Origin of the sequence: Paraburkholderia sp. A3BS-1L, from assembly GCF_051125215.1 — a bacterium.
Taxonomy (GTDB): domain Bacteria; phylum Pseudomonadota; class Gammaproteobacteria; order Burkholderiales; family Burkholderiaceae; genus Paraburkholderia.
In genome coordinates this window covers 902,320-926,235 of sequence record NZ_CP120442.1, presented here as the reverse complement: position 1 = coordinate 926,235, position 23,916 = coordinate 902,320, and the positions used below count along the sequence as shown (strand labels likewise).

At 65.7% G+C, this 23,916-nt stretch carries 24 protein-coding genes and 1 pseudogene; 24 read left to right on the top strand and 1 reads right to left on the bottom strand.

The window, feature by feature from the left end; translation table 11 throughout:
- The first annotated feature begins 115 nt into the window (after positions 1-115).
- Entirely contained in the window at positions 116-1,057 is a 942-nt protein-coding gene (locus tag P5W99_RS04155; protein ID WP_035527474.1) for a CysB family HTH-type transcriptional regulator, read from the top strand.
- A gap of 81 nt (positions 1,058-1,138) precedes the next feature.
- Complete coding sequence (locus P5W99_RS04150; protein ID WP_421044245.1) at positions 1,139-2,350, top strand: ABC transporter substrate-binding protein; 1,212 nt, start codon at positions 1,139-1,141, stop codon at positions 2,348-2,350.
- Between the two features lie 109 nt (positions 2,351-2,459).
- Here P5W99_RS04150 and P5W99_RS04145 read toward each other — a convergent pair.
- Positions 2,460-2,684: pseudogene (locus tag P5W99_RS04145) on the bottom strand (type II toxin-antitoxin system RelB/DinJ family antitoxin); the annotation flags it as partial.
- 335 nt (positions 2,685-3,019) lie between these two features.
- Here P5W99_RS04145 and P5W99_RS04140 point away from each other — a divergent pair.
- The 22 genes from P5W99_RS04140 to P5W99_RS04035 all read left to right on the top strand — a co-directional run bounded on the left by P5W99_RS04140 (position 3,020) and on the right by P5W99_RS04035 (position 23,916).
- Positions 3,020-3,673 (top strand): protein-L-isoaspartate O-methyltransferase family protein, encoded by a 654-nt coding sequence (locus tag P5W99_RS04140; RefSeq protein WP_421023369.1) that lies wholly within the window; start codon positions 3,020-3,022, stop codon positions 3,671-3,673.
- 61 nt (positions 3,674-3,734) lie between these two features.
- The gene (locus P5W99_RS04135) at positions 3,735-4,058 is read left to right on the top strand and encodes a rhodanese-like domain-containing protein (RefSeq protein ID WP_421023368.1); all 324 of its coding nucleotides are present in this window, start codon (positions 3,735-3,737) and stop codon (positions 4,056-4,058) included.
- 100 nt (positions 4,059-4,158) lie between these two features.
- Positions 4,159-5,061, top strand: a complete 903-nt coding sequence (locus P5W99_RS04130; RefSeq protein ID WP_421073748.1) for an urease accessory protein UreD — start codon at positions 4,159-4,161, stop codon at positions 5,059-5,061.
- Positions 5,062-5,329: 268 nt separating this feature from the next.
- A complete protein-coding gene (gene ureA / locus P5W99_RS04125) occupies positions 5,330-5,632 on the top strand; it encodes an urease subunit gamma (RefSeq protein ID WP_017773123.1) in 303 nt (100 codons plus the stop codon).
- An 11-nt stretch (positions 5,633-5,643) separates the two neighbouring features.
- Complete coding sequence (locus tag P5W99_RS04120) at positions 5,644-5,949, top strand: urease subunit beta (protein ID WP_213297028.1); 306 nt, start codon at positions 5,644-5,646, stop codon at positions 5,947-5,949.
- Between the two features lie 37 nt (positions 5,950-5,986).
- Positions 5,987-7,705 carry an urease subunit alpha gene (ureC, locus tag P5W99_RS04115; protein ID WP_421073747.1) on the top strand — a complete coding sequence of 573 codons (1,719 nt, stop codon included), beginning with the start codon at positions 5,987-5,989 and terminating at the stop codon, positions 7,703-7,705.
- A gap of 22 nt (positions 7,706-7,727) precedes the next feature.
- A complete protein-coding gene (ureE, locus tag P5W99_RS04110) occupies positions 7,728-8,366 on the top strand; it encodes an urease accessory protein UreE (protein ID WP_421073746.1) in 639 nt (212 codons plus the stop codon).
- Positions 8,353-9,033 (top strand): urease accessory protein UreF, encoded by a 681-nt coding sequence (locus tag P5W99_RS04105; protein WP_421073906.1) that lies wholly within the window; start codon positions 8,353-8,355, stop codon positions 9,031-9,033. Before ureE ends, P5W99_RS04105 begins: the two co-directional genes overlap by 14 nt.
- 43 nt (positions 9,034-9,076) lie before the next feature.
- Entirely contained in the window at positions 9,077-9,739 is a 663-nt protein-coding gene (gene ureG / locus P5W99_RS04100; protein ID WP_421073745.1) for an urease accessory protein UreG, read from the top strand.
- 540 nt (positions 9,740-10,279) lie between these two features.
- On the top strand, positions 10,280-10,459 hold the full coding sequence (locus P5W99_RS04095) for a Flp family type IVb pilin (protein WP_421073744.1): 180 nt from the start codon (positions 10,280-10,282) through the stop codon (positions 10,457-10,459).
- A 74-nt stretch (positions 10,460-10,533) separates the two neighbouring features.
- Positions 10,534-11,061, top strand: coding sequence for an A24 family peptidase (locus P5W99_RS04090; RefSeq protein ID WP_421073743.1), 528 nt, complete (start codon positions 10,534-10,536; stop codon positions 11,059-11,061).
- 59 nt (positions 11,062-11,120) lie between these two features.
- Complete coding sequence (cpaB, locus tag P5W99_RS04085) at positions 11,121-12,158, top strand: Flp pilus assembly protein CpaB (RefSeq protein ID WP_421073742.1); 1,038 nt, start codon at positions 11,121-11,123, stop codon at positions 12,156-12,158.
- Positions 12,159-12,265: 107 nt separating this feature from the next.
- Positions 12,266-13,609 carry a type II and III secretion system protein family protein gene (locus tag P5W99_RS04080; protein ID WP_421073905.1) on the top strand — a complete coding sequence of 448 codons (1,344 nt, stop codon included), beginning with the start codon at positions 12,266-12,268 and terminating at the stop codon, positions 13,607-13,609.
- Between the two features lie 19 nt (positions 13,610-13,628).
- On the top strand, positions 13,629-14,060 hold the full coding sequence (locus P5W99_RS04075) for a CpaD family pilus assembly lipoprotein (RefSeq protein WP_434662429.1): 432 nt from the start codon (positions 13,629-13,631) through the stop codon (positions 14,058-14,060).
- Positions 14,061-14,074: 14 nt separating this feature from the next.
- Positions 14,075-15,301, top strand: a complete 1,227-nt coding sequence (locus P5W99_RS04070) for an AAA family ATPase (RefSeq protein WP_434661980.1) — start codon at positions 14,075-14,077, stop codon at positions 15,299-15,301.
- Positions 15,301-16,788, top strand: a complete 1,488-nt coding sequence (locus tag P5W99_RS04065) for a CpaF family protein (RefSeq protein WP_434661978.1) — start codon at positions 15,301-15,303, stop codon at positions 16,786-16,788. Before P5W99_RS04070 ends, P5W99_RS04065 begins: the two co-directional genes overlap by 1 nt.
- Positions 16,785-17,771 (top strand): type II secretion system F family protein, encoded by a 987-nt coding sequence (locus tag P5W99_RS04060; protein ID WP_421023356.1) that lies wholly within the window; start codon positions 16,785-16,787, stop codon positions 17,769-17,771. The genes P5W99_RS04065 and P5W99_RS04060 overlap by 4 nt, the downstream gene beginning before the upstream one ends.
- Complete coding sequence (locus P5W99_RS04055; protein ID WP_421023355.1) at positions 17,768-18,724, top strand: type II secretion system F family protein; 957 nt, start codon at positions 17,768-17,770, stop codon at positions 18,722-18,724. Before P5W99_RS04060 ends, P5W99_RS04055 begins: the two co-directional genes overlap by 4 nt.
- A gap of 26 nt (positions 18,725-18,750) precedes the next feature.
- Positions 18,751-19,641, top strand: a complete 891-nt coding sequence (locus P5W99_RS04050; RefSeq protein ID WP_434661975.1) for a tetratricopeptide repeat protein — start codon at positions 18,751-18,753, stop codon at positions 19,639-19,641.
- Positions 19,638-20,087 (top strand): TadE/TadG family type IV pilus assembly protein, encoded by a 450-nt coding sequence (locus P5W99_RS04045; protein WP_421042321.1) that lies wholly within the window; start codon positions 19,638-19,640, stop codon positions 20,085-20,087. Before P5W99_RS04050 ends, P5W99_RS04045 begins: the two co-directional genes overlap by 4 nt.
- Before the next feature lie 115 nt (positions 20,088-20,202).
- Positions 20,203-21,237, top strand: coding sequence for a TadG family pilus assembly protein (locus P5W99_RS04040; protein WP_421073738.1), 1,035 nt, complete (start codon positions 20,203-20,205; stop codon positions 21,235-21,237).
- Positions 21,238-22,263: 1,026 nt separating this feature from the next.
- Positions 22,264-23,916, top strand: a complete 1,653-nt coding sequence (locus tag P5W99_RS04035) for a hypothetical protein (RefSeq protein WP_434661973.1) — start codon at positions 22,264-22,266, stop codon at positions 23,914-23,916.

The window sequence follows — 23,916 nt, the reverse complement described above, 5'->3', positions numbered from 1 at the left end:
CCTTTGCTAATGACCAAAACAGATATCCATATTGGAAAACTTGGAGGAATGGTAATAAACTCGCCTTATAATTCAAACGATCTAAAAATCAGGTTGATATGCCAAGGGGTTATATATGAACCTCCACCAGTTCCGCTTCGTGCGCGAGGCCGTGCGCCAGAATTTCAATCTCACGGAAGCGGCCAAGGCCCTGTATACAAGCCAGCCGGGCGTCTCGAAGGCCATCATCGAGCTGGAGGATGAACTCGGGGTCGAAATCTTTACGCGCCACGGCAAGCGCGTGCGCTCGCTCACGGAGCCAGGACGCATCATCCTTGCCTCTGTTGAGCGCATCCTGCAGGAGGTGGAGAGCCTCAAGCGCGTGGGCAAGGACTACGCCGCGCAGGATCAGGGCAACCTGACCATCGCCGCCACGCACACTCAGGCGCGCTATTCGCTGCCGGCCGCCATCGCGGAATTCAAGCGGCGCTTCCCGAAGGTCCACCTTTCAATTCTGCAAGGCAGCCCGACCCAGGTGGCCGAGATGGTGCTGCACGACCAGGCCGACCTCTGCATCGCGACCGAGGCCATTTCCGGCTACAAGGAACTGGTGTCGCTGCCCTGCTTCACCTGGCACCATGTGGCGATGATGCTGCCGGACCATCCGCTGCTCGAGCGCAAGCCGCTCTCGCTCGACGATCTGGCCCAATTTCCACTGATCACTTATGACAATGCGTTCGCGGGCCGCACCAAGATCAACGACGCGTTCCGCCTGCGCGGCCTCTCGCCCGACATCGTGCTTGAGGCCATCGACGCGGACGTGATCAAGACCTACGTGGAACTGGGTCTGGGCGTGGGCATCATGGCCGATATCGCGTTCAACGCCGAACGCGACCGCCATCTGCGCGCCGTGCCGGTGGGGCATCTGTTCGGCAGCAACGTGACGCGGGTGGCCCTCAAACAGGGCGCGTACCTGCGCAGCTACGTCTATACGCTGGTGGAATTGCTCTCGCCGAGCCTGAACCGCAAGCTGATCGAGCAGGCGCTCAAGGGCGAGCACGAGACCTACGAGCTGTAACGGCATGCGAGCGCCGGAAGAAACCACAACGCAACACGACAACAACGCTTTTCGCTTCATATCCTCCTGGAGACCCATCGCATGAAGCTGCAACCGCGCCTGATTCCGTCCTTGTGCTCGTTTGTGCGCTCGCCCCTCGGCGCGCTACGCCCGCTCGCAGCGGCTGCCGCGCTGGCGACGGCCGCGTTCGCGCCCGCCGCGCACGCCGACCTCAAGGTCGGCATCGATCTGTCGAGCACCGGCCCGGCCGCGGCCATCGGCATCACGAGCAAGAACGCCATCCTGATGTGGCCCCCGGAGATCGCAGGCCAGAAGACCGACTACATCGTGCTCGACGACGGCTCCGACCCTGGCGCGGCGGTGCGCAACATCCGCAAGCTCATCAACGAGGACCACGTCGACGTGATCGTGGGGCCGAACATCACGCCGGCCGCGCTCGCCGCGCTCGACCCCGTGGCCGAAGCCAAAACGCCGATGATCACGCTGGTGGGTTCGGCCTCGGTGGTCGAACCGCAGCAAGGCGCGCGCGTATGGGCCTTCAAGATGGCGCAGACCGACGCCGCCATGGCCGACGTGATGACGCACTACATGGCCGCGCACGGCGTGAAGACCGTGGGCTTCATCGGCTTTGCCGACAGCTACGGCGACAGCTGGCTCAACGAGTTCACGAAGTTCGCGAAGGACCGCAACATCCAGATCGTGGCGACCGAGCGCTTTAACCGCACCGACGCCAGCGTGACCGGCCAGATCCTCAAGCTGATGGCCGCGAAACCCGACGCCGTGCTGATCGCGGGCGCCGGCACGCCCACGGTGCTGCCGCAGCGCACACTGGTCGAGCGCGGCTACAAGGGCGCGATCTATCAGACCCACGGCATCGCCACGCCGGAGTTCATCAAGCTCGGCGGCAAGGACGTGGAAGGCACGCTGTTCCCGACGCAGCCCGTGGTGGTCGCGCGCACGCTGCCGGCGGACCACCCGGCGCACAAGGCCGCGCTAGCGTTCGTCGATGCTTATGAGGCGAAATACGGCCCGGGCACGGTCACGCAGTTCGCCGGCGACGCCGCCGGCGTCTACCCGCGCCTTCAGGATGCGGTGAAGCGCGCGCTCAAGACCGCCCAGCCCGGCACCGAGGCGTTTCGCGTGGCGCTGCGCCGGGAGCTCGAAGGCGCCCACGAGCTGGTGGTGCCCAACGGCGTGGTCAACACCAGCGAAAAGGACCACGTGGGCCTCGACCAGCGCGCGAGCGTGATGGGCACGATACGCGGCGGCAAGTTCGTGTATCTCGCGCAGTGATTCGGGTTGCCGGCGGGCTCGGCCGGTTCGCTAGCCGGCAACAGCCGGCCAGCGTGGGCGGCGGCCGTTCGAGCTTCAAGCTGTACTCCCGCGAGCGGGCGCAAGGCCCGGGCCGCGGGTCTTCCAGCGCCTCGCGCACCTTCGCGCGGAACCCGGCATCGTGCGTGGCCGGATCGAGCGCGAAGCCGAGCGGCAAAGCGCCTTCGTTCGCGACGCGCGTGAGCAGGATGCGCACCGCGTCCGAAACCGTGAGCCCCATGTATTCGAGCACCGCCGACGCGCGCTCCTTGAGCGCCGGATCGATGCGCACCTGGACCAATGCGCTTGCGCCCATCCCCCAACGCCTTCGCGTGATGTTCGAAGCCACCCTGTAATTCATCTGTATCACGCCAGACATGCTGCTCCTTTGAAGCGGGTTAAACACGCTTCGAGTTTCGCTGCCCGATGCGTTCGCGCACATTCGTCCGAATGGCCAGGCGGGCCTCCCCACGCATTCGAGCCAGGACAAATACTGATCCGCTTGTGCATTTCCAGCGCCGGCCGCAAGGCGCGGCGCGAAAGCCCTTTGGTACAATCTCGCGGTTGCCTGGCACCGTTTTCAGCGTGTGTTTGCTGGTTGCCCGAGGCCTGGCCATCTGCACAGAACCCGAACCATAACGCCGAGTCACCATGAATATCGAACAAGCGCGTTTCAACATGATCGAGCAGCAGATTCGCCCCTGGGACGTGCTCGACCAGGACGTCCTGAACCTCCTTTCGATCGTCAAGCGAGAGCATTTCGTCCCCGCGGCCTATGTCGATCTCGCGTTCGCCGACCTCGAAGTGCCACTGCCCAACGGTCAGCACATGCTGGCGCCGCGCGTCGAGGCGCGCGTGCTCCAGGAGCTCGCGGTGAAAAAGCACGAGAGCGTGCTCGAGATCGGCGCGGGTTCGGGCTACATGGCGGCGCTGCTCGCGCATCGCGCGCAGAAGGTGCTGAGCGTGGAGATCGACCCGGAACTCGCCGAATTCGCGCGTGCCAACTTCGTGAAGAACGGCGTGCTCAACGCCGAAGTCGTGCAGGGCGACGGCTCGCGCGGCTGGGCCGCGAATGCGCCCTACGACGTGATCTGCGTCTCGGGCGGCCTGCCGGTGGTGCCGCAGGAACTGCTCGAACAATTGAAGGTGGGCGGGCGGCTGGCCGCTTTCGTCGGCGACGCGCCGGTCATGGAAGCGCAGATCATCACGCGCATGGACGAGAAGCAATACCGCATCGCGACCGTGTTCGAAACGTATGTCGAGCCGCTCGAGAACGCAGTGCAGCCCTCGCGTTTCAAGTTTTAAACCACGGTGTTTCCGGCGGGCCGCATAAGCGGCTCGTCTCATCTCTACGACTGAGTCTCCCATGCAGAATCTGACCGCCCCCGCCCTCGCCGAATGGCTCGCCGACACCTCGCGCGGCGCCCCCGTGCTTCTAGACGTGCGCGAGCCGTGGGAAATCCAGACCGCCAGCATCGCCGGCAGCGTCTCGATCCCGATGGCCCAGATTCCGGCGCGCAGCGAAGAACTGGACGACGAAGCGCAGATCGTCTGCATCTGCCACCACGGCGCGCGCAGCGCCCAGGTCGCGATGTTCCTCGAGTCGCGCGGCTTCACGAAGGTGTTCAACCTGCAAGGCGGCATCGACGCGTGGTCGCGCCAGGTCGATCCGAAGGTGCCCACCTACTAATCGCTCACGGTTCACCGACGAATCGCGCGAGGCATGGCCGGCGCGTGATGCGCTACCCTGCGCATCCAGTCGCCGCCCGCACCTGCCCCATATTTTTCGCATGCCGCTTCACGAAGATCTCGCCGCGCCCGCCAGCCCCGCCTCGCGCAACCCGATTCATCACGAATGGGCCGCGAAACTCGAACTCGGCTTCGAGCTTCGCGGCGAGCGCACGACGCTCGCGCACCGGCTGCACACGGGACCGTTGCGCGTGCAACGACCGCTCTATCCCGAAGGCGATGCGATCTGTCACGCGGTGATCGTGCATCCGCCGGCGGGCATCGCGGGTGGCGACCGGCTCGACATCGACGTGAATGTCGGCGCTGGCGCTCATGCCGTGCTCACCACGCCGGGTGCCACCAAGTGGTACAAGTCCAATGGCCGCGTGGCGCGCCAGCGCATCAAGCTGCGCGTGGGCGCGAACGCCAGGCTCGACTGGCTGCCGCAGAACAATCTCGTCTTCGATCACGCGCACGCCGAGCTCGACTTCTCGCTCACGCTCGCCGAAAGCGCGACAGCAATCGGCTGGGACGCCGTGCAACTCGGCCGCCAGGCGGCCGGCGAGCGCTGGTCGGCCGGCATGGTGCGCTCGCTCACTCGGGTCGTGCGCGCCGCCGCACCCGGTGCTGACGAGCAACTCCTCTGGTTCGAACGCGCCCTCATGGACGCCGCCGACCCGCTGCGCGACGCTCCTCAGGGCCTCGCCGGCTATCCGGCCTTCGGCATGCTGTGGGCCGTTGGCCCGGCCTGCAACGAGGCGCTCGCGCAAGACCTCGCGCTCACGCTCCCCTTCGACGACGCGCTGCGCGCGGGCGCCACCTGCGTTGCGCCAAGCGTGCTGCTGGTGCGCGTCATCGCGCGCTCGATGGAGCCGCTGCAGCAAACGCTCGCGCAGTGCTGGAGCCGGCTGCGCCCGATCGTGCACGGCGTAACGGCCGCGCCGCTGCGCCTCTGGACGACCTGACCCCCGCCGCCCCTTTCACGCACCACGTCGGCGCGTCCATGCGCCATCGAAGCGCATCGATGCATCAACAAGGTGCGCAAATTCCGCGCGAAGGTGCATTCAAAGCGCCCCGTCATTGGCATACACCTTGCGTAATGCCTGCATCGCCATGTCCGCGCGCCCCCCAAGGAACTGCAAGCTGCGCGTAACCTCGCTGCCGTAAGCTGACACCGCACGATCGGGCCCGGATGGTTGGCCCCCGGTTAGCCGTTCCAACTTATTAAAAACGATGAAGCTCACGCCACGCGAGAAAGACAAGCTCCTGATCTTCACCGCCGCGCTGCTCGCCGAACGGCGTCGCGCGCGCGGCCTCAAGCTCAACTATCCGGAAGCGGTCGCCTTCATCAGCGCCGCGCTGATGGAAGCCGCCCGCGACGGCAAGACCGTCGCCGAGGTCATGCACTACGGCACCACGCTGCTCACGCGCGACGACGTGATGGAAGGCGTGCCCGAGATGATCCCCGACATTCAGGTCGAGGCCACCTTCCCCGACGGCACGAAGCTCGTGACCGTCCACCATCCGATTCCTTGAGAGTGCCGCTCATGATCCCCGGCGAAATGCTGATCGACGACGGCGAAATCGAGCTCAACGCGGGCCGCGAAACCGTGACCGTGACCGTCGCGAACACCGGCGACCGCCCTGTGCAGGTCGGTTCGCACTATCACTTCTACGAAGTCAACGAAGCGCTCTCGTTCGAGCGTGAGGCCGCGCGCGGCTTTCGCCTGAACATTGCGGCGGGCACCGCCGTGCGCTTTGAGCCCGGCCAGGAGCGCACCGTCGAGCTGGTCGCGTTCGCGGGCGAGCGCGCCGTCTACGGCTTCAACGGCAAGGTCATGGGCCCGCTCTGAGCGCGGCGCCCGCCTCCGAATTCATCAGGATTCCGATATGACATTGAAGATCGGCCGCCGCGCCTACGCGGAAATGTTCGGCCCCACGACCGGCGACCGCGTGCGTCTCGCCGACACTGCCCTGCTCATCGAGATCGAACGCGACTACACGGTCTACGGCGACGAAGTGAAGTTCGGCGGCGGCAAGGTGATCCGCGACGGCATGGGCCAGTCGCAGCGCCTCGCAGCCGAGGTGGCCGACACGGTCGTGACCAACGCCGTGATCGTCGACCACTGGGGCATCGTGAAAGCCGACATCGGCATCAAGGACGGCCGCGTCTGGCGCATCGGCAAGGCTGGCAATCCCGACGTGCAGCCGGGCGTGACGATCCCCATTGGCGCCTCGACCGAAGTGATCGCCGGCGAAGGCCAGATTGTGACGGCGGGCGGCATCGACACGCACATCCACTTCATCAGCCCGCAGCAGATCGACGAGGCACTCGCCTCGGGCGTCACGACGATGATCGGCGGCGGCACCGGCCCCGCCACCGGCACCAACGCCACGACCTGCACGCCGGGCCCGTGGCACATGGAGCGCATGCTGCAGGCCGCCGACGGCTGGCCGATCAACCTCGGCTTTCTCGGCAAGGGCAACGTGAGTCTGCCCGAGCCCGCCGAAGAACAAATCGCCGCGGGCGCGATCGGCCTGAAGCTGCACGAAGACTGGGGCTCGACGCCCGCGGCCATCGACAACTGCCTCACCGTCGCCGACGCCACCGACACCCAGGTGGCCATTCACACCGACACGCTCAACGAAGGCGGCTTCGTCGAAGCGACGGTCAACGCGTTCAAGGGCCGCACGATCCACACGTACCACACCGAAGGCGCGGGCGGCGGCCACGCGCCCGACATCATCAAGGTGTGCGGCGAGGCCAACGTGCTGCCCTCGTCGACCAATCCCACGCGCCCCTACACGATCAACACGCTCGACGAGCATCTCGACATGCTGATGGTGTGCCATCACCTCGACCCGTCGATTGCCGAGGACATCGCGTTCGCCGAGTCGCGCATCCGCCGCGAGACCATCGCCGCCGAAGACATCCTGCACGATCTAGGCGCACTCTCGATGCTCTCTTCGGATTCCCAGGCGATGGGGCGCGTGGGCGAAGTCATCATCCGCACGTGGCAGACCGCACACAAGATGAAGGTGCAGCGCGGCGCGTTGCCCGAGGACGGGGGTGCCAACAGCGCGCGCAACGACAACTTCCGCGTGAAGCGCTATGTCGCGAAGTACACGATCAACCCGGCGCTCACGCATGGCATCGCGCACGAGCTCGGTTCGATCGAGCCCGGCAAGTGGGCCGACCTGGTGTTCTGGGATCCGGCGTTCTTCGGCGTCAAGCCGGCGATGATCCTCAAGGGCGGCATGATCGCGATGGCGCAGATGGGCGACCCGAACGCATCGATTCCCACGCCGCAGCCCGTGCATTATCGCGAGATGTTCGGCACGCGCGGGCGCGCGCTCACGCAGACCTCGCTCACGTTCGTCTCGCAGCTTGCGCTCGACAAAGGCATGCCCGAGCGCTACGGCCTGCAAAAGCGCATAGTGGCGGTACGCAACTGCCGCAATGTCACGAAAGCCGACATGATCCACAACGCGTGGCAACCTTCGATCAGTGTCGATCCCGAGACCTATCAGGTGATCGCAGACGGCCAGTTGCTGACCTGCGAGCCCGCCACGGTGCTGCCGATGGCGCAGCGCTATTTCCTGTTCTGAAGCCTGAAAACGCTAGTCCGACATGCGCACGATAGACAAACGACTCAACGCGAAGCTCGCACCGGTGCTGATCAAGCGCGCGCCCACGCTCACGCTGGCGTACGATGCGCGCTGCAAGAGCCGCTTCGCGGCCACGCTCGATTCGGGTGAGGAAGTGGGTGTAGTGCTGCCGCGCGGCACGGTGCTGCGCGACGGCGACATGCTGGTCGCCGACGACGGCGGCCTCGTGCGCGTGATCGCCGCGCCGCAAAGCGTGCTGCTCGTGCGCGCGCCCGAGCGCCTCACCCTCATGCGCGCCGCGTATCACCTCGGCAACCGCCATACGCCCGTGGAAGTGGACATTGACGCACTCAAGCTCGAAGCCGATCCAGTGCTCGAAGACATGCTCACGCGCCTCGGTGCGCAGGTCGAGCGCGCCGAGTTGCCGTTCCAGCCCGAAGCCGGCGCTTATGGCGGAGGACATCGTCATGGTCACGACGAAACCTTCGCCGAAGACTATGCACTCGCGCAAAGCGTGTTCGACGAGCATCACCGGCATGCCCACCATCATGACCATGGTGACCACGGCGACCACGGCGACCACGCACACGGCGCCCACTGCGGCCACGATCACGGTCATTGCGACGGCCACGCGCACGACCACAGCCATGGACATCGCTGAGCTCACCGCGCTGCTGCATCTCGCGTCGCCGGCGCTGCCGATCGGCGCGTTCAGCTATTCGCAGGGGCTCGAAGCGGCCATCGACGCCGGGCTCGTCGCCAACGCCGACGACGCCGCGCACTGGATCGCAGGCGGCCTCGCGAGCGTGCTCGCGCCCGGCGAGCTGCCGTTCATCGCGCATCAGCTCGAACGCTGGCGCACACACGACGCCGACACTTTGATCGAAGCGAACGAGGAATTCGTCGCGAGCCGCGAATCGGCGGAGCTGCGCCGCGAGACCTCGCAGATGGGCTGGTCGCTGCGCCAGCTTTGCGCTCAGCTCGAATGGGGCGATGCCGCGCGCCGCGCGACGCTCGAATGCATGACGCCCATCGCGCAGCCGACGGCCTTTGCCTTTGCGGCCTTCGCGCATGACGCGTCGGCCGACGCCACGCTCGCGGCCTATGCGTTCAGCTGGGTCGAGAACCAGGTCGCCGCCGCGCTCAAGGCCGTGCCGCTCGGGCAGGTCGCGGGGCAGCGCATCGTGGTCGCGCTGCGGCCAGCCATCGAAAGCGCGGTCGCGCGCGCGCTCGCCACGCCGCCCGACGCGCTCAACACCTTCGCGCCCCAGCTCGGCATTCTGAGCGCACGGCACGAATCGCAATACTCGCGGCTCTTTCGCTCCTAGCGCTCCTCGCCGTCTGACTGAACACACACACACGACACGAACCATGAATTCGCACTCCAGACGTACCAAGAAACTGCCGCCGCTGCGCGTCGGCGTAGGCGGCCCGGTGGGCTCCGGCAAGACCACGCTGCTCGAAATGCTCTGCAAGGCGATGCGCGAGCACTACGACCTCGTCGCCATCACCAACGACATCTACACGAAGGAAGATCAGCGCCTCCTGACCGTCGCGGGCGCCCTGCCCGCCGAGCGCATCATGGGTGTGGAGACGGGCGGCTGCCCGCACACGGCGATCCGCGAAGACGCGTCGATCAACCTCGAAGCCGTCGACCAGATGCTCACGCGCTTTCCCGACGCGGACATCGTCTTTATCGAATCGGGCGGCGACAATCTCGCAGCCACCTTCAGCCCGGAGCTCTCGGACCTCACGATCTATGTGATCGACGTGGCGGGCGGCGAGAAGATTCCGCGCAAGGGCGGCCCCGGCATCACGAAGTCGGACCTGCTCGTCATCAACAAGACCGATCTCGCGCCGCTCGTGGGCGCCAATCTCGACGTGATGGCCTCGGATGCGAAGAAGATGCGCGGCGAGCGCCCGTTCGTGATGTGCAACCTGAAGGCGCTCGAGGGCCTCGATCAGGTAATCGCGTTTATTGAAAAACAGGGATTGCTAATCAACGGCGGATCCAGCGGAACCGGACCACGGTAACACGCACGGGCGCGGGGCCGAATCTGGAGCCCAGACGGGTGCTCAAGCGCTGATCGACGCCGCGCGCGAAACGCCCGTCGAGCTCCGCCTGTCCAGTGCTCGCGCCACCTGTTCCCCGGCCCTCATTCCATCCTGTGGCCTCGCAAAACACGCGGTGCTTTTGCATGGCGATCGCACAATCGTCGGCGTACCTCGCCGCGATAACCCATCCACTCTCCCTCCCCGTTTCACCCCGACCGCCCCCTTGCAGGCGGAAATATCTGCCGAAAACATTCTGTAATCATCTGATCAAAAAGCCGTTTATAAGGCAAAAACTGGCGCCGCTTTACGCCTCTATTCAACGGATCACATGAATGCGACCGGCAATACGATACACATCAGGGAAGGCATTCACACCGGATGCCAGGCCGCGTGCAATGGGCTCAAGCTTGCGGGCCAATTGCCGTTAAAGGGTCTCGGGGGATAAGTTCGTCCTCCTTCGGGGCCAGTCGGCATAGCAAGCATTGTCACGCAAGCGTTACTTCAACAAGGAGTCCTCTCATGCTGCGTTTTATCCGTTCCATCTCGCGCGACGAGCGCGGCGTCAGCTCGCTGGAATATGCGGTTCTTGGCGGCATCATCGTCGCTGTCCTGGTCGCACTCGGTACGTACCTGTCCGGTAACACGGGTTTCCAGGCGCTTTTCCAGACGCTGATCAACAAGGCGACCGCTGCAATCTAGTAGCTCGTTATGCTCCGGCACCGCACGAGCAGGTGCGAGCCGGAGACCGTCTTCCTCCGCAGATTCGGCAAATCATGTTTTACCTGGGCATAGTGAAAGCGGCTGCGAGCATGACCCTCGTCATGCTCGCAGGTTGCGATCTGCGCATTCGGCGTCTGCCGAATACCGCCGTGGCCGCATTCGCCGCCCTGTATTTCGTCAGCGCCGCGGTGACCGGGTTCGGCCGAGCCGCGTGTGAGATCCATGTGGCGGCGGGCGTGGCGGCGCTTGTCGTGGCTGCTGTGATGTTTCGATTGGGTTGGCTTGGCGGCGGCGATGTGAAGCTCGCCGCTGCGGTCTTCCTCTGGGCAGGGCCGCAATCGTGGCCCGTGCTGGTAGTCGTTTCGACATGCGGATTGTTTGTGGCCCTTGTCATGCTCGCAGTAGCCGGCATGCAGCGCATTCCCGCCCTCGCGGGTGTGAGCGTGCGGCTTGGCTGGATCGCACCGGCACGCGGCGTCCCCTATGGCGTTGCGCTCGCGTTGGGCGGCCTGGTCGCGGTCTGGCTGCAGCCCGCATCCGGCCATCGCACGACGCTTGCCATGTTGCAACTGCTTGTTTAGTTCAACCGAAGTCTCGCCCGCCGCGTCTACGCCGCTTGCCCGAATACAACGCCGCCCATATGCAAAATTTCATCAAGCTAGCCGCGCTCGTTGTCATCGCCGCGATTGGCGCATTCATCATCCGCGCGCTGTTCATTGCCGCATCGAACCCGAAAGCCGCGGCTCATGCGCCGACGGTGCACGTGCGCGCCGCAGCTGACGATTTGCCGGACGGATTGCTGCTGCGCGACGCGGACCTCGTATGGAAAGCGGTGCCACGTAATCAGGTTCCGTCCGGCGCACTCGTCGAAGAGGCCACCGAAGCCGGCAACCCCAAAGACCTCAAGGGCGATCTGCTGCGGCACGCGGTTCGCGCAGGAACGCCGCTTGGCGTGGCCGACGTGATCTTGCCGGGCGCCCCAGGTTTTCTTGCAGCGGCGCTCAAGCCCGGCATGCGCGCGATTTCGGTTGCCGTCGATGACGTGTCGGGCAACGCCGGGCTCATTCAGCCCGGCGATTATGTCGATATCCTGCTCACACAGCAGATGCGCAACGAAACAGGTGTTCATGTCGATCCCGCGCGCGCCGTCGAATCGGAAACGGTTGCCGAGCGCGTGCGCGTACTCGCGGTCGGCACAGCGTTTCGTCGTCCGAAGGATGATGACGGCGCCCCGAGCACCAACGCCCGCACCGTGACTATCGAGGTCACACCGGCGAGCGCACAGTCGATCACGGTGGCAGCGCACCTCGGCACGCTCTCGCTTGCGCTGCGCAGTTTCGCTACGCGCGACAGGCACGCGCCCGACGCCGAGGACATCGCCATGGCGCACACGCCGCCCGTATGGGCCGGAGACGTCTCGCGCGCACTACGCGGCATGAGCGCGCCGGCAACAGCACCGCGCCAGACGAAAGCACCGGCACAGGCGCCGCATGTCGTCATCTACCGCGGCTCGAAGGTCGAGCAGGCAGACGGCGACTTGCCCGGCAGCACTTCCACTGGCGCGCCGGGGGTGCCGCCGCTGCCTGGCGGCATGCCGCCCGCGGCGCCCACTCCGTCCGGGACACCCGTCACGCCCGCACAGGCGCAAGCGGCCCCCGCCCCTGCCGCAGGATCATAGGACGACACATGTTCAGCCTCACATACGGCAAGCTGCTTTCACGCGGTGCGCGGCGCCACGCTGGCGGCCGCCCTGCCGTCACCGCCCTGTTCGGCGCGCTGCTTGCCATGACCATACTCGCCGGCCCGGGAGCGGATGCTGCATGGGCAAAAGAGCCCGCGGCGCCCGCCGATGTGCTTTCGGTCGCCGCAGGCAGCGGCACGTTAATCGAATTGCCGCAACCCGCTGTTGCCGTCTTCGTTGCCGACCCGAACGTTGCCGATGTCCATGTGCCGACGCCGCGCTCGGTTTTCGTGCTCGGCAAGAAGTCCGGCACGACGACACTCTTCGCACTCGGCCCCAACAATCGGGAAATCCTGCGCAAGACAATCAGCGTGTCCACGGATACGGCTTCGATCCAGCGTCTTATCGACGCGCGCTTTCCCAAACTCGCGGTGACGGTGTCGGGCGCGCCCGGCTCATTGATGGTGACCGGCGCGGTGCCGAGCGCAGCGGATGCCGATGCCATTGTCCAGACGCTGCAGCCCTATCTTCACGCCAACGAGCAACTCGTGAACCGCCTCTCGATCGCGCACCCGATCCAGGTGCTGCTGCGCGTGCGCATTACCGAGGTGGATCGCAACATCACGCAACAGCTCGGCATCAACTGGAATGCCATTGCCGCGAGCGGCAACTTCTTCGGTGGGCTGTTCAACGGGCGCGCCATCCTGGACGCGACGACGAATCTTTTCAACCTCCAGTCCAACGGCGCGTACTCGGTGCTTGGCGGATTCAAGGTCGGCAAGACGAACATCCAAGGCGTGCTCGACGCGCTCGATCAGGAAGGCTTGCTGACCATGCTGGCCGAGCCGAACCTGACGGCGATGTCGGGTCAAACGGCGAGCTTCCTCGCCGGGGGCGAGTTGCCGATCCCCGTGCCGCAGAGCGGCACGACGAGCACGATCACGGTCGAATACAAGCCTTATGGCGTCGCGCTGAATTTCACGCCAACCGTCCTCGCCGACAACCGGATCAGCCTGAACGTGCGGCCTGAAGTCAGCCAGATCGACCCGAGCAACAGCGTCACGCTGAACTCGATCGTGGTGCCGGCGCTATCGGTTCGCCGCATGGAGACCACCGTCGAGCTCTCGAGCGGGCAGAGCTTCGCAATCGGCGGACTCTTGCAGAGCTCGACAAGCGATGTGCTCTCCCAGCTTCCCGGTGTGGGCAGTCTGCCCGTTCTCGGCAAGCTGTTCTCGTCGACGAAATACCAGAACGACAAGTCGGAGCTCGTCGTCATCGTGACGCCGTATATCGTCGGGCCGACCGGGCCGGGCCAGTTGCACGGCGCGCTGGACGATGTCATCACGCCCAGCACCGACATCGAGTTTGCCGTGCGCCAGTCGCTCTCGATCGACCCGCTTTCGGGTAATTCGCCGCGCCTTGTTGGCGCTGCGGGCTTCGTTTACTGACACTGACAGGGGAACCATGATGAAGCCCCGGCTCTCGCTCGTTGCCACGATTCTCGCCGGCGTGGCCAGCACCGGCCTCGCGTCCTGCATGTCGGCGCAGCCGCCGATTGGCATGCCCGATCCGTCGGTGATCGGCTTTGCGCCCGGCGACGGCGGCCACGCGACGCCCCCGGCGTGCGCGGCGCTCAACCAGCGCTCCGGCATGCTCGATGCCGGACAGGCGCGGCCCGGCGTGGCGTTCGGCTGCGCGACCTACTCGAACCTGGCCGCGATGCTCGCGCGGCCGGCTGACCTCGTTGCGCCCGTGCCCTACGCGGGTGCGGACGCGCCGCTCGCCGCGAGCGCAGTGCGGCGCTACGAGGAGGACCGGACGAAACCGCTGAACTCCGACTATTCGAGCGTTACGTCATCTTCGCCGTCCTCGTCGAACTCGTCGACGGGATCCCGATAACGGAGCATGCACCCATGGGCGTTTTCGAATCGACCATCCTCAAACGCCGGGCACAGCCGTCCGGCGCCGAAAAACTCATCGCCGTCGTCGCCGACGCGCAAAGCACGGAAGTCATCAAAAGCGTCGTCATCGATCAGGGCATCGCGACCTCGCACGTCACGCTCGGCTCGCTCGACGATGCGGTCGCGATCATGTCTTCGCTCAAGGAGTCGCCGCGCCATCTGATCGTCGATATCACCGGATCGACGATGCCGATTTCCGATCTGACGCGGCTCGCCGAGGCCGTCGACCCTTCGGTCGCCGTCATTGTCGTGGGCGAGCGCAACGATGTCGGGCTCTTTCGCAGCCTGTTGCACATCGGCGTGCATGACTATCTCGTCAAGCCGCTCACCGCGGAGCTCGTGCGGCGCGCGCTCACATCCACGGGCGGCGGCGGGTCGACGCGCATGGGCAAGGTGCTCTCGTTCGTGGGCGCGCGAGGCGGCGTCGGCGTCACGACGATCGCAACGGCGCTCGCGTCTCATCTCGCCGATGCAACGCGGCGCCGCATTGCCTACATCGACCTCGACCCTTACGGCGGTGCGGCCACTTCGATGCTCGGCGTCGCCGCCAACAACGGCCTCATCGAATTGCTGCAAAACCCGCAGCGGCTCGATCAGCAGTTGATCAATCAGGCGTTCGTCGCGCAGAGCGACCGCCTGCTCGTGCTGGCCTCGGAACTTCCGTACAACCAGGAGTTCACGCTGCGCCAGGGTGCGCTAGGCGAGCTTGTCGCGATGCTCAAGCACCACTTTCACTACATCATGCTCGATCTGCCGGGGCGCGCCGGCCGGGTCGTCGAGGAAGCCCTCGACGCGAGCTCGACGATCCACGTGGTGGCCGATCTCTCCGTGCATTCGGCGCGCGAAGCCGCACGCCTTTGCCGTTTTGCCCAAACGCTCGACAGCGCGCCCGGCATCACGGTGCTGCTCAACGAAGCGCGGCAACCCGTGTCCGGACGCGTTCGCGAGGACGATTTCATCACCGCGCTCGCACGCGGCTCCGTGCATTCGCTGCCCTATGAGCCGCAGAGCCTCGCGCTCGCGGAAAACCTCGGCGAAGCGCCAACGCTTGCCAACGCACAACGCTCGCCGTTCGCCGCGGCCATCGTGTCGCTCGCCAATGCGATCACGGGCAGCGAGGCGGCCGTGCCACGCGAGCCGTGGTACAAGCGCCTCGTGCCCATGCGGAGGGCAAGCTGATGTTCGGCCGCCGCAACCCCCTCGCGGGCGGCCCCTCGCCCGCTTCAGGCGCATCAGCGGCATCAGCGGCATCCGCCGCATCCGCCGATGACCCAGGCAGCGCGGCCTGCACCGCCGCTGCCGCCGAGCCGCAAGCAGGCAAGCGCGAAGCGCCGCTGGCGCCGCTGGCCTCGCTGGCAGGGCCGCACGCCGCCGCCAGCCTCTCGAGCGCGGACCGCCACGAAGCGCTGATCCGCTCCGAGACGTTCAAGGCGATTCGTTCGGCCGTCTTTTCATCGATGAACATGTCGGCGGCGCTCATGATGTCGCGCGCCGAAGTGCGCACGGGCATCGAGCAGATCGCAGCCGAGACGACGGCGCGCGAGCGGTTGTCGCTGACGCTGACCGAGCAGACGCTCGCCGTCGACGAGATTCTCAACGACATGTTCGGCATCGGGCCGATCGAGCCGCTGCTCGCCGACGAGCGCGTCACCGACATTCTCGTGAACGGGCCGGACCAGGTCTACGTGGAGCGCGGCGGCCGCCTCGAGCTCACGGCGCTGAAGTTTCGCGACAACGCGCACGTCATCAACGTGGCGCAGCGCATCGCGGCGGCAATCGGGCGGCGCGTCGACGAAAGCAGTCCGATGGTCGATGCGCGTCTTGCCGACGGCAGCCGCGTCAACGTCGTGCTGCCGCCGATCGCCCTGCGCGGCGCATCGATCTCGATCCGCAAGTTCGCCAAACGCAACATCACGCTCGGCCGCATGGCGCAGCAGGGCAATATCTCGACGCAGATGGTGGACGTGCTGCGCATCGCCACCGCGTGCCGCCTGAACGTTGTGATATCGGGCGGCACCGGCTCCGGCAAGACCACCCTGCTCAATGCGCTCTCGCGCTTCATCGACGAAGCCGAGCGCGTGGTCACGATCGAGGACGCCGCCGAGCTGCAACTCCAGCAGCCGCACGTCGTGAGTCTCGAGACGCGCCCCGAAAACAGCGAAGGCTTGGGCGGCATCTCGCAGCGAGACCTCGTTCGCAACGCGCTGCGTATGCGCCCGGACCGGCTCATCCTCGGCGAGACGCGCGGCACTGAAGCATTCGACGTGCTGCAGGCAATGAATACGGGCCACGACGGATCGATGACGACGATCCACGCGAACACCCCGCGCGATGCGATCACGCGGCTCGAGAGCATGGTGATGATGGCCAACGGCAATCTGCCGCTGATGTCGATTCGCAGACAGATCGCCAGCGCCGTCCATCTGATCCTGCAGGTCGAGCGCATGCGTGACGGCGTGCGGCGCGTGACCCACGTGACCGAGATCGCGGGCATGGAAGGCGACGTCGTCATCACGCAGGACCTGTTCACCTTCCGCTACAACGGCACCGCTTACGAAGAGCAGGTGCGCGGGACGTTCGAATGCTCGTCGCTGCGTCCCGTGTTCGCTCAGCGCGCGGCTTACTTCGGCCTCGAAGAGGCGCTGCTCACGGCGATGCAATCATGAGATCCGCAGACATCATCGGCTTTGGCGCCTTCTTTGCTCTCGTGATGGTCGGGCTCATCGTCCATTCCTTGCGCAGCATCGCCCGCCAGCAGCCGCGCACGCGCATCCGCGCGCGCGTAATCACGGTACGCGATGAGAGCAAGGCCGCCCTCGTCGAGCACGACGCGAAGCAGCAGGCGCAACTGCTGCAGCCCAAGCGCCGCTTCGCGAATCAGGACGCCCTTTTTGCGATCATCCCGGCCTGGCACGAACGCATCCATACGGTCAGTGGGCCGGGCGGCATTCGCGCGCTTTACGTCGTCGCGATCGTGGCGCTCATTGCGTCGGTGATCGGCACCGCGCTCGCTCCCGTGGGACCCGTACTGCGTGTGCTCGGCTGCATCGTCATCCCCGTGCTTGTCGTGCGCGCGGCCTACCAGTGGTTGATCGCGCGTTTCAGGAACCGCTTTCTCGCGATCTTTCCCGATACGATCGACCTCATCATCCGCGCGGTGCGCGCCGGCATTCCCGTTGTGCAGGCGATCTGCGTGGCAGGGGTCGAAAGCGACGAGCCGGTTCGGACGACCTTTCGCGCGATGGGCGATGCCCTGCTCGTTGGCGCCGACCTGAAAGACGTGCTCGAACAGGCAGCAGCGCGCATGCGGCTCGCCGACTTCTCGTTCTTTACCGTTTGCCTGATCTTGCAGCGCGAAACGGGCGGCAATCTCGGCGATACGCTCGAGAACCTCTCGGGGATCGTGCGCATGCGGCGCGACATCCGCGCAAAAAGCAAGGCGCTCACGGCGGAGGGACGGCTCGCGAGCAAGATGATTGCAGCCGTGCCGTTCGCGCTCATGGGGTTTATCTACATCGTGAATCGGCCCTACCTGGACATGCTCACGCATACCCGGGCCGGACACAAGATCCTCACCCTCGCCGCCGTGCTGCTCACGATCGGACTGTGGCTCATCAACAAGATTTCGAACCTGGACACCTCGCGATGATGAACGCCGACTTCTGGCGCAATGCCGCCTTGCTCGTCCTGCTTGCCGGCTTCACGCTGTGGCTCGCCATGCGCGACAAGGGCCAGCGCGCGCGCATTGCCCAGCGCACACGGCAAGCCGTGGCCCGCGTGGGCGTCATGGGCGTCGACAGCAGCGCGACGGCCGATGTCGCCAAACGCATGCCGCAGCGCTTCGCAAGACGCATCGCCGCCCTCGGCGAGCGGCTGCCGGTCGTGCAGGCCGAAGACCGCGCCAAAGTCGCCATGCGTCTTGCCAGCGCGGGATTTCGCGACCACCGCGCGGTGGCGGTTCTCTCGGGGCTCAAGATCGTCGTGGGCGCCTGTTTCGCGCTCGGCGCCATCGCCCTTGGCGGGCATCTGCCCGCGGCCGGCCAGATATTCGTGATCCGGGCGCTGCTGATGGCGGGCGCATTCGTCATCGGCATGATGTTGCCGGAATATGCGCTCGCGTTCTTCGTCCGGCATCGCCGCCGCGCCATCGCGGCCGCGCTGCCCGATGCGCTCGACCTGCTCGTTGTCTGCACCAACGCAGGCAATAGCCTCGTCGTCGCCATCAAGCGCGTGGCGCGCGAGCTGCGCGTGATCTGCCCGCCGCTCGCCGATGAATTCACGGTCACGGCGGACGAACTCAGCATCGGCAGCGACACCGCGCAGGCGCTCAATGCGATGTCGGCGCGAGTCGGCCTGTCCACCATGCGCGCACTGGTGACTACCCTCGTGCAGTCGCAAAAGTACGGCACACCGATCACGCAATCGCTGCGCACGCTGTCGCGCACCGAGCGGGCCATGCAGATGGTCGCGCTCGAGGAAAAGGCCGCCAAGCTCGCACCAAAGATGACCATGCCGATGATGTTTTTCATCATGCCGACCGTCTCGCTCATTGCGGCGGGCCCAGCCGTCATTCGGCTCATCGCCGTGTTTCGCGGCCATTGAGCGCTTCAGGAATGCAGGAGTTCAAATTGATCCCATCTCGACCCATGCCTGCGCGCAGGACACTCACCGCGCTGCTGACGCTGCTCGCACCGCTGGCCGCCGCGCTGCTCGCCACGGGATGCGCCAGCAATCACTTCGTGACGCCGCAGCCTGCCGCCACGCACCTGCCCGATGCGCAAGCCGACATGCATGTCGCCGAAAGCGCGCTCGAAGCCGGAGATACGCAGCTGGCCATATCGCTTTTCGGCAAGCAGTTGAAGGCCGATCCGCAATCGAAAGCCGCCCAGCTCGGCCTCGGCGACGCGATGTATCAAAGTGGCGATCTCGCGCGCGCCGGCGTCCTCTATGCGCGGGTTGCAGCCAGTGCGCCGGACGATGCGCGCGCCATGCTCGGGCTCGCACGCGTCGCGCTGCGCCAGCGACGGCTCGACGAAGCCGAGCAGCGCTACCGGAAACTGCTCGCGGCTCACCCTGAGCATGCCGTAGCCGCCGAAGGCCTGGGCGCGACGCTGGATCTCGAAGGCAAGCACGCGCAAGCGCAAGCGGTCTATCAAGCCGCCTTGCAGCAACACCCCGAAGTCGCAGGCCTCAAGGCGGACCTGGGCCTCTCGCTCATCCTGGCGGGTGACGTGCGCGCCGGCGCCAATGTCCTGCTCGATGTCGCGGGCTTGCCCGACGCGCCGCCCCAGGCGCGCGAGAACCTCGCGCTGGCCTACGGATTGCTCGGCAACAACGAGGCCGCGAGGCGTATCCTGGTCACCGACATGCCGCCCGACTCGGCGGATGACAATCTGCGCTTCTACCGGCAACTGCGCGAGCGCCTTCCCGCCGCCGGGCCAGATGCGAGCGCCGCGGGCGCCGCACACACCCAGCCGGTATCGGCAGCGAGCGTCGCGCGTGTCGGAGCGCTCCAATGAAGGCGCGCGGGCGCGCGAGCCCCGGCGCCCGCGTTCATGCGCGCGGCGTCGTCTCGCTCGAATTCGTGCTGGTGCTGCCGTTCCTGCTGATGATGCTCTTTGGCATCGTCGACGTGAGCATGCTCCTTTGCGACAAGGCCGTCATCACGAATGCCGCCGGGGAAGCGGCGCGCCAGGGCGTGGTGCTGCGCGTGCCGACCTACACGCAAACCCAGATCAGGAATGTCGCGCTCGCCTATACGAACAACGGTCTGGTGACCAGCGGCACCGCCACGCCTCCAACCGTGACGGTGAGCCCCGCAGGGGGCTGCGCAACGGCCGGCAGCAGCAATCCGCTTCAGGTGAGCATCGCGTACACCTACAACGGGGTCGTGCTCGGCTCGGCGTTGAGCGTGCTGACAGGCCCCATCACCGTTACCGCCGTCGCGGTGAAAAACTGTGAATAAGCGCGTGCGTTCCCGCGTGTCTTCCAGCGCGCCTTCCCGCGTGCCTACGGGCCGGGCAGCCGCCGCCCGCTATCCGTCGCCCGTGCGCCGCGGCCAGCGCCCGCACCCGCACCCGTTGGAACCGGCACGATCGCGCTCGCGCGGGTCGGTCACGCTCTGGTTCCTGTTGACGTTCACTGCCCTGCTGATCATTGGCGCCTTTGCGATCGACTTGCCGCGTGTCTTCACGGTCAGCGGCGAGCTGCAAAACGGCGCTGACGCGGCGGCACTCGCCGGGGCCGGGGCGCTCTCCCGAGGCAGCACGAGCGGACCGAACTGGACGGCGGCGGCCGCGTCCGCAACGACCGCCATCGCGTTGAACAAGTCGGATGGCGTCACGCTCTCCAGCGGCGCGGTCAAAGCGGGATATTGGGACGTCGCGGCATCCTCTCCCACGCTGCTCGCCCCAAGCCAGGTCACGCTGCCAGCGCCATCGGGGCAAATGCTCGAACCCGCGGTGCAGGTGACGATCGCCCGCAATGCCTCGAGCAACGGCGGGCTGGTGTCGCTGCTGCTCGGCTCGCTGCTCGGCGTGCCGACGACGGCCGACAGCGCAACGGCCGTCGCGATCATCGCACCGCCGTCCACGGTGCCGGCCGGATCGCTCTTTCCCGTGGTCATGGATCAGTGCGTGTACAACCAGTACTGGGACTCGACAACGAATGCGCCCAAAGTCGACGCGACAGGCCAGCCTTACGAGTTCCAGATCGGCAACGGTCAAACCTATGGCTCGTCGTGCGAGGCGGGACAGTGGACGTCGTTCAACACGATGGCCAACGACACGACGGCGATCATCAATCTCATCAATTCCGGCAATCCGACCTCGCTGTCGATCGGAGACAACATCTACGTCCAGCCGGGCGTCAAGGATGTCATCTATAGCAACGTCCCCACCGGAACCACTGTCCTCCTGCCGGTCGGCACGCAAATCGCGAGCAAGACGTCCGTCCCGATCGTCGCATTCGCCGCTTTATATATCGACAGCTCGGTCGGTCAGAACAGCAAATACATCCAGGGGCACTTCGTAGCAGGCTACACGATGCGGACCCAGGGAACTGGTGTCTCCACGTCGGACTACGGTGGCTATGTCGCGCCGCGTCTTGCGTTCTGAGCCGACCATTAAAGATCGAACGACGCCGACGCCCGCTCGGGCAACAGCTTCCGCCGATGAACGCGAGATCGGCGGCGGCGTAATACGCGCCCATCTCGCCCATCGAGTCGCCGAGCAGCACGATTCGGCGCACTTCCCCGGTTCTTTTCTCATGCGGGGACGGTAGTGCACGAGCAGGGCATCTGGACCGTCGAGCCAGACGGCCGGTTTTGCGTAAGGTTGATACGTCATACGACAAAACCGATCGGATCGTGTCGCTATATCTTCGGAACGGGAAGAGGCTTTGGCGCCGGAAACCGAGCAGATGCCAACCACGCTGGGAAAATGGGGCCTCCCGGCAGATTGACGGGCTACCTTCAGCGACGGCGCGGTGGCCAGCTCCGGCAGGAACTTGCACCCTGCAGATGGCACGCCATCACGGGCGTACACGAAACCGCTTGCGCGGCAGGGGCTGCGGTCCGACGCTGGAGGTCAGGGAGGGGCCCGTCACGCTCAATGACGGAGGAAGACAGCCACTCTGGAGACATCCGCCAACTGACGCGCCACGGCGTCGAAGACGATGCAGGCACGCGCCTCAGGAGGGCAATTCGTAGCGAAAACCGGTTCAGGGGCGCGGCCATCAGATGGTATGCGAGCGACGTGCTAATGGAGCGCATCACAACCGGAAACGGGTCTGCAACCGTGACCGCAAAGCCCCCGAGATCCTTACCATGATTGCGGCTAACAAGCTAGCGAATCGATTAAATGACTGTCACCTTCTCACCCGCCGAGACTGTTCAAGCACCTGGGCATTGAGAGAAAATACGCCACTCTGGCGACGGGATGTCGTCCTGAGTGCACGCCTTTGGCTTGTCGCGTTCGTCGGCAGGTCGGCAGGAGTCGGTTGCCCGGCATATCACATATTCATCGGGGGTGGTTTGCTATGGAGCGGGCACGGTCCGGAGCGGCTGTCTGGCTTTCGGTGAAGAAAGTCGTATTCCTCCTCGTGGCAGTCATCGAATCGGCTAAACTTAATTAGTAGGAAGAATGAAGTTTTCAACCATGCTGTGGATTGCTGCGACTGCGGCCGTAACGGCATCCGCGTCCGCACACGCCCAAACAACCCGTCTGCAGTGTTTTGGTGATAAAGGGCGGCCTGACGCGTCTTCCTCCCACTGTTTCGAGTTGAATCTGCCGAAGGACTCGCAACTGCGGTGGTCCGCGTGGCTGGCGCCGGTGGGGACGACTGCCGGCGCCCCGATCGCCGTGTCAGGCATCGTCGACGACAGTCGATTCGTGCCGACGGCGATCGGACCGGCCTCGCCCGGCGATCCAGCCAATCCCGACATGCTGATGTTCAACACGCCGCTTTTGCCCGACCTCACGTTCCGGCCATTCGGACAGGAAGAACGGGCAAGCGCAATCCGCAATCGCGAAGGTGACACAGTCACGATCGCCTGCCGGCCTGGCCGGCAGCCCGCGGGCATCGTTCTGGAGCACCGTGACACCCGATGGCCGCGTGCCGCGGCGGGCGCTGTCGTGCTGGCAGGGAGCGGGAGCACCGGTTTTCAGTGGGGGATTGCGCCGGCCGGGCGCGATCCTGGTGCTCTTTACCCGCTGCAGCCAACGGTCGGCACTGGGCGGGTCCTTGGCCGGATCGATCTGGCGACGTTGCGTGAAGGGACAGCGAACATCGATCAAAACCTCGTGCTGGTGTGTCCGTCCGAAGGCGCTCGTCTTGACGTGAGCGACGTGCATCTCTCACCGCGTGCCGCAGCGGCGCAAGGCGTACGTGCCGCGTGGGTGTGGCAACGCAATCGATGGGAAGACGGCGGAGGTGACTTGCTCGCGGACGCGTTGCGGTACAAGGTGTCGCGCCTTTACATCGCGTTGCCGATCGCTGATGCTCAGGTGAGCGACGCTGGCGCGCTGCGGGATTTCGTGGCGCGCGCGCACGGAGCCAACATCCAGGTCTGGGCGGTCGAAGGCGACCCAGAAATGGTCACAGACAAGGGGCGAGAACAGGCGGTGGCACGCTTGAGGGCCATCGAACAGTATCAGCGCCTGTCGGCTGAACCGGCCCGACTGAACGGCGTTCAATACGACATCGAACCGTATCAATTACCCGCTTATCGCATCGAGCCGCAGGCGGTGATGCACGCGTGGAGCAAGACCACCGCCGCGCTCGGTGAGGCGGCGGCCCTGCCGCTTGATACGGTCGTGCCATTCTGGCTGCCCGACGCGCCGGGCGGCAACGAGGTGCTTGACCAGATCGGTCGAACCGGGCGCTCGCTGACCGTCATGGCGTATCGCACCGATGCCGCGCAAGTGCAGCGCGTGGCCGCGCCCTTGCTGGCGTGGGGCGCAGTCCGGAATTTTCCGGTCAGCGTCGCACTGGAAAACGGCCCGCTGCAGGACGAATGGACACAGACTTACGCACCCGTGCCGCCCGGCGGCGTGGGCACGCTATGGCTGGTGCCCGAGGACGGCAAGATGGTCGCCTTACGCTTCGATCACGCCACCATGCTGGAGCGAGGCATCGGGTATGTCGAGCAGCGCAGAGAACGAATCGATGCAGGCAAAGTGAGTTTCCTCGGCGATGCGGATCGTCTGCTGAGCGTCTCTGCCAGCCTGCAACCCGTGTTTCGCGCGTGGCCGAACTATGCCGGCATCGCGTTCCACGGGCTGCTGGATCGTTGA

Excerpts from the sequence above, each read along its gene's own strand:
- P5W99_RS04150 (WP_421044245.1), top strand. The coding sequence starts at position 1,139 with ATGAAGCTGCAACCGCGCCTGATTCCGTCCTTGTGCTCGTTTGTGCGC.
- cpaB (WP_421073742.1), top strand. The coding sequence starts at position 11,121 with ATGCAAAATTTCATCAAGCTAGCCGCGCTCGTTGTCATCGCCGCGATT.
- P5W99_RS04090 (WP_421073743.1), top strand. The coding sequence starts at position 10,534 with ATGTTTTACCTGGGCATAGTGAAAGCGGCTGCGAGCATGACCCTCGTC.
- P5W99_RS04105 (WP_421073906.1), top strand. The coding sequence starts at position 8,353 with ATGGACATCGCTGAGCTCACCGCGCTGCTGCATCTCGCGTCGCCGGCG.
- P5W99_RS04045 (WP_421042321.1), top strand. The coding sequence starts at position 19,638 with ATGAAGGCGCGCGGGCGCGCGAGCCCCGGCGCCCGCGTTCATGCGCGC.
- P5W99_RS04055 (WP_421023355.1), top strand. The coding sequence starts at position 17,768 with ATGATGAACGCCGACTTCTGGCGCAATGCCGCCTTGCTCGTCCTGCTT.
- P5W99_RS04140 (WP_421023369.1), top strand. The coding sequence starts at position 3,020 with ATGAATATCGAACAAGCGCGTTTCAACATGATCGAGCAGCAGATTCGC.
- P5W99_RS04135 (WP_421023368.1), top strand. The coding sequence starts at position 3,735 with ATGCAGAATCTGACCGCCCCCGCCCTCGCCGAATGGCTCGCCGACACC.
- ureG (WP_421073745.1), top strand. The coding sequence starts at position 9,077 with ATGAATTCGCACTCCAGACGTACCAAGAAACTGCCGCCGCTGCGCGTC.
- P5W99_RS04060 (WP_421023356.1), top strand. The coding sequence starts at position 16,785 with ATGAGATCCGCAGACATCATCGGCTTTGGCGCCTTCTTTGCTCTCGTG.
- P5W99_RS04035 (WP_434661973.1), top strand. The coding sequence starts at position 22,264 with ATGAAGTTTTCAACCATGCTGTGGATTGCTGCGACTGCGGCCGTAACG.
- ureA (WP_017773123.1), top strand. The coding sequence starts at position 5,330 with ATGAAGCTCACGCCACGCGAGAAAGACAAGCTCCTGATCTTCACCGCC.
- P5W99_RS04065 (WP_434661978.1), top strand. The coding sequence starts at position 15,301 with ATGTTCGGCCGCCGCAACCCCCTCGCGGGCGGCCCCTCGCCCGCTTCA.
- P5W99_RS04155 (WP_035527474.1), top strand. The coding sequence starts at position 116 with ATGAACCTCCACCAGTTCCGCTTCGTGCGCGAGGCCGTGCGCCAGAAT.
- ureE (WP_421073746.1), top strand. The coding sequence starts at position 7,728 with ATGCGCACGATAGACAAACGACTCAACGCGAAGCTCGCACCGGTGCTG.
- P5W99_RS04070 (WP_434661980.1), top strand. The coding sequence starts at position 14,075 with ATGGGCGTTTTCGAATCGACCATCCTCAAACGCCGGGCACAGCCGTCC.
- P5W99_RS04120 (WP_213297028.1), top strand. The coding sequence starts at position 5,644 with ATGATCCCCGGCGAAATGCTGATCGACGACGGCGAAATCGAGCTCAAC.
- P5W99_RS04080 (WP_421073905.1), top strand. The coding sequence starts at position 12,266 with ATGACCATACTCGCCGGCCCGGGAGCGGATGCTGCATGGGCAAAAGAG.
- P5W99_RS04075 (WP_434662429.1), top strand. The coding sequence starts at position 13,629 with ATGAAGCCCCGGCTCTCGCTCGTTGCCACGATTCTCGCCGGCGTGGCC.
- P5W99_RS04095 (WP_421073744.1), top strand. The coding sequence starts at position 10,280 with ATGCTGCGTTTTATCCGTTCCATCTCGCGCGACGAGCGCGGCGTCAGC.
- ureC (WP_421073747.1), top strand. The coding sequence starts at position 5,987 with ATGACATTGAAGATCGGCCGCCGCGCCTACGCGGAAATGTTCGGCCCC.
- P5W99_RS04130 (WP_421073748.1), top strand. The coding sequence starts at position 4,159 with ATGCCGCTTCACGAAGATCTCGCCGCGCCCGCCAGCCCCGCCTCGCGC.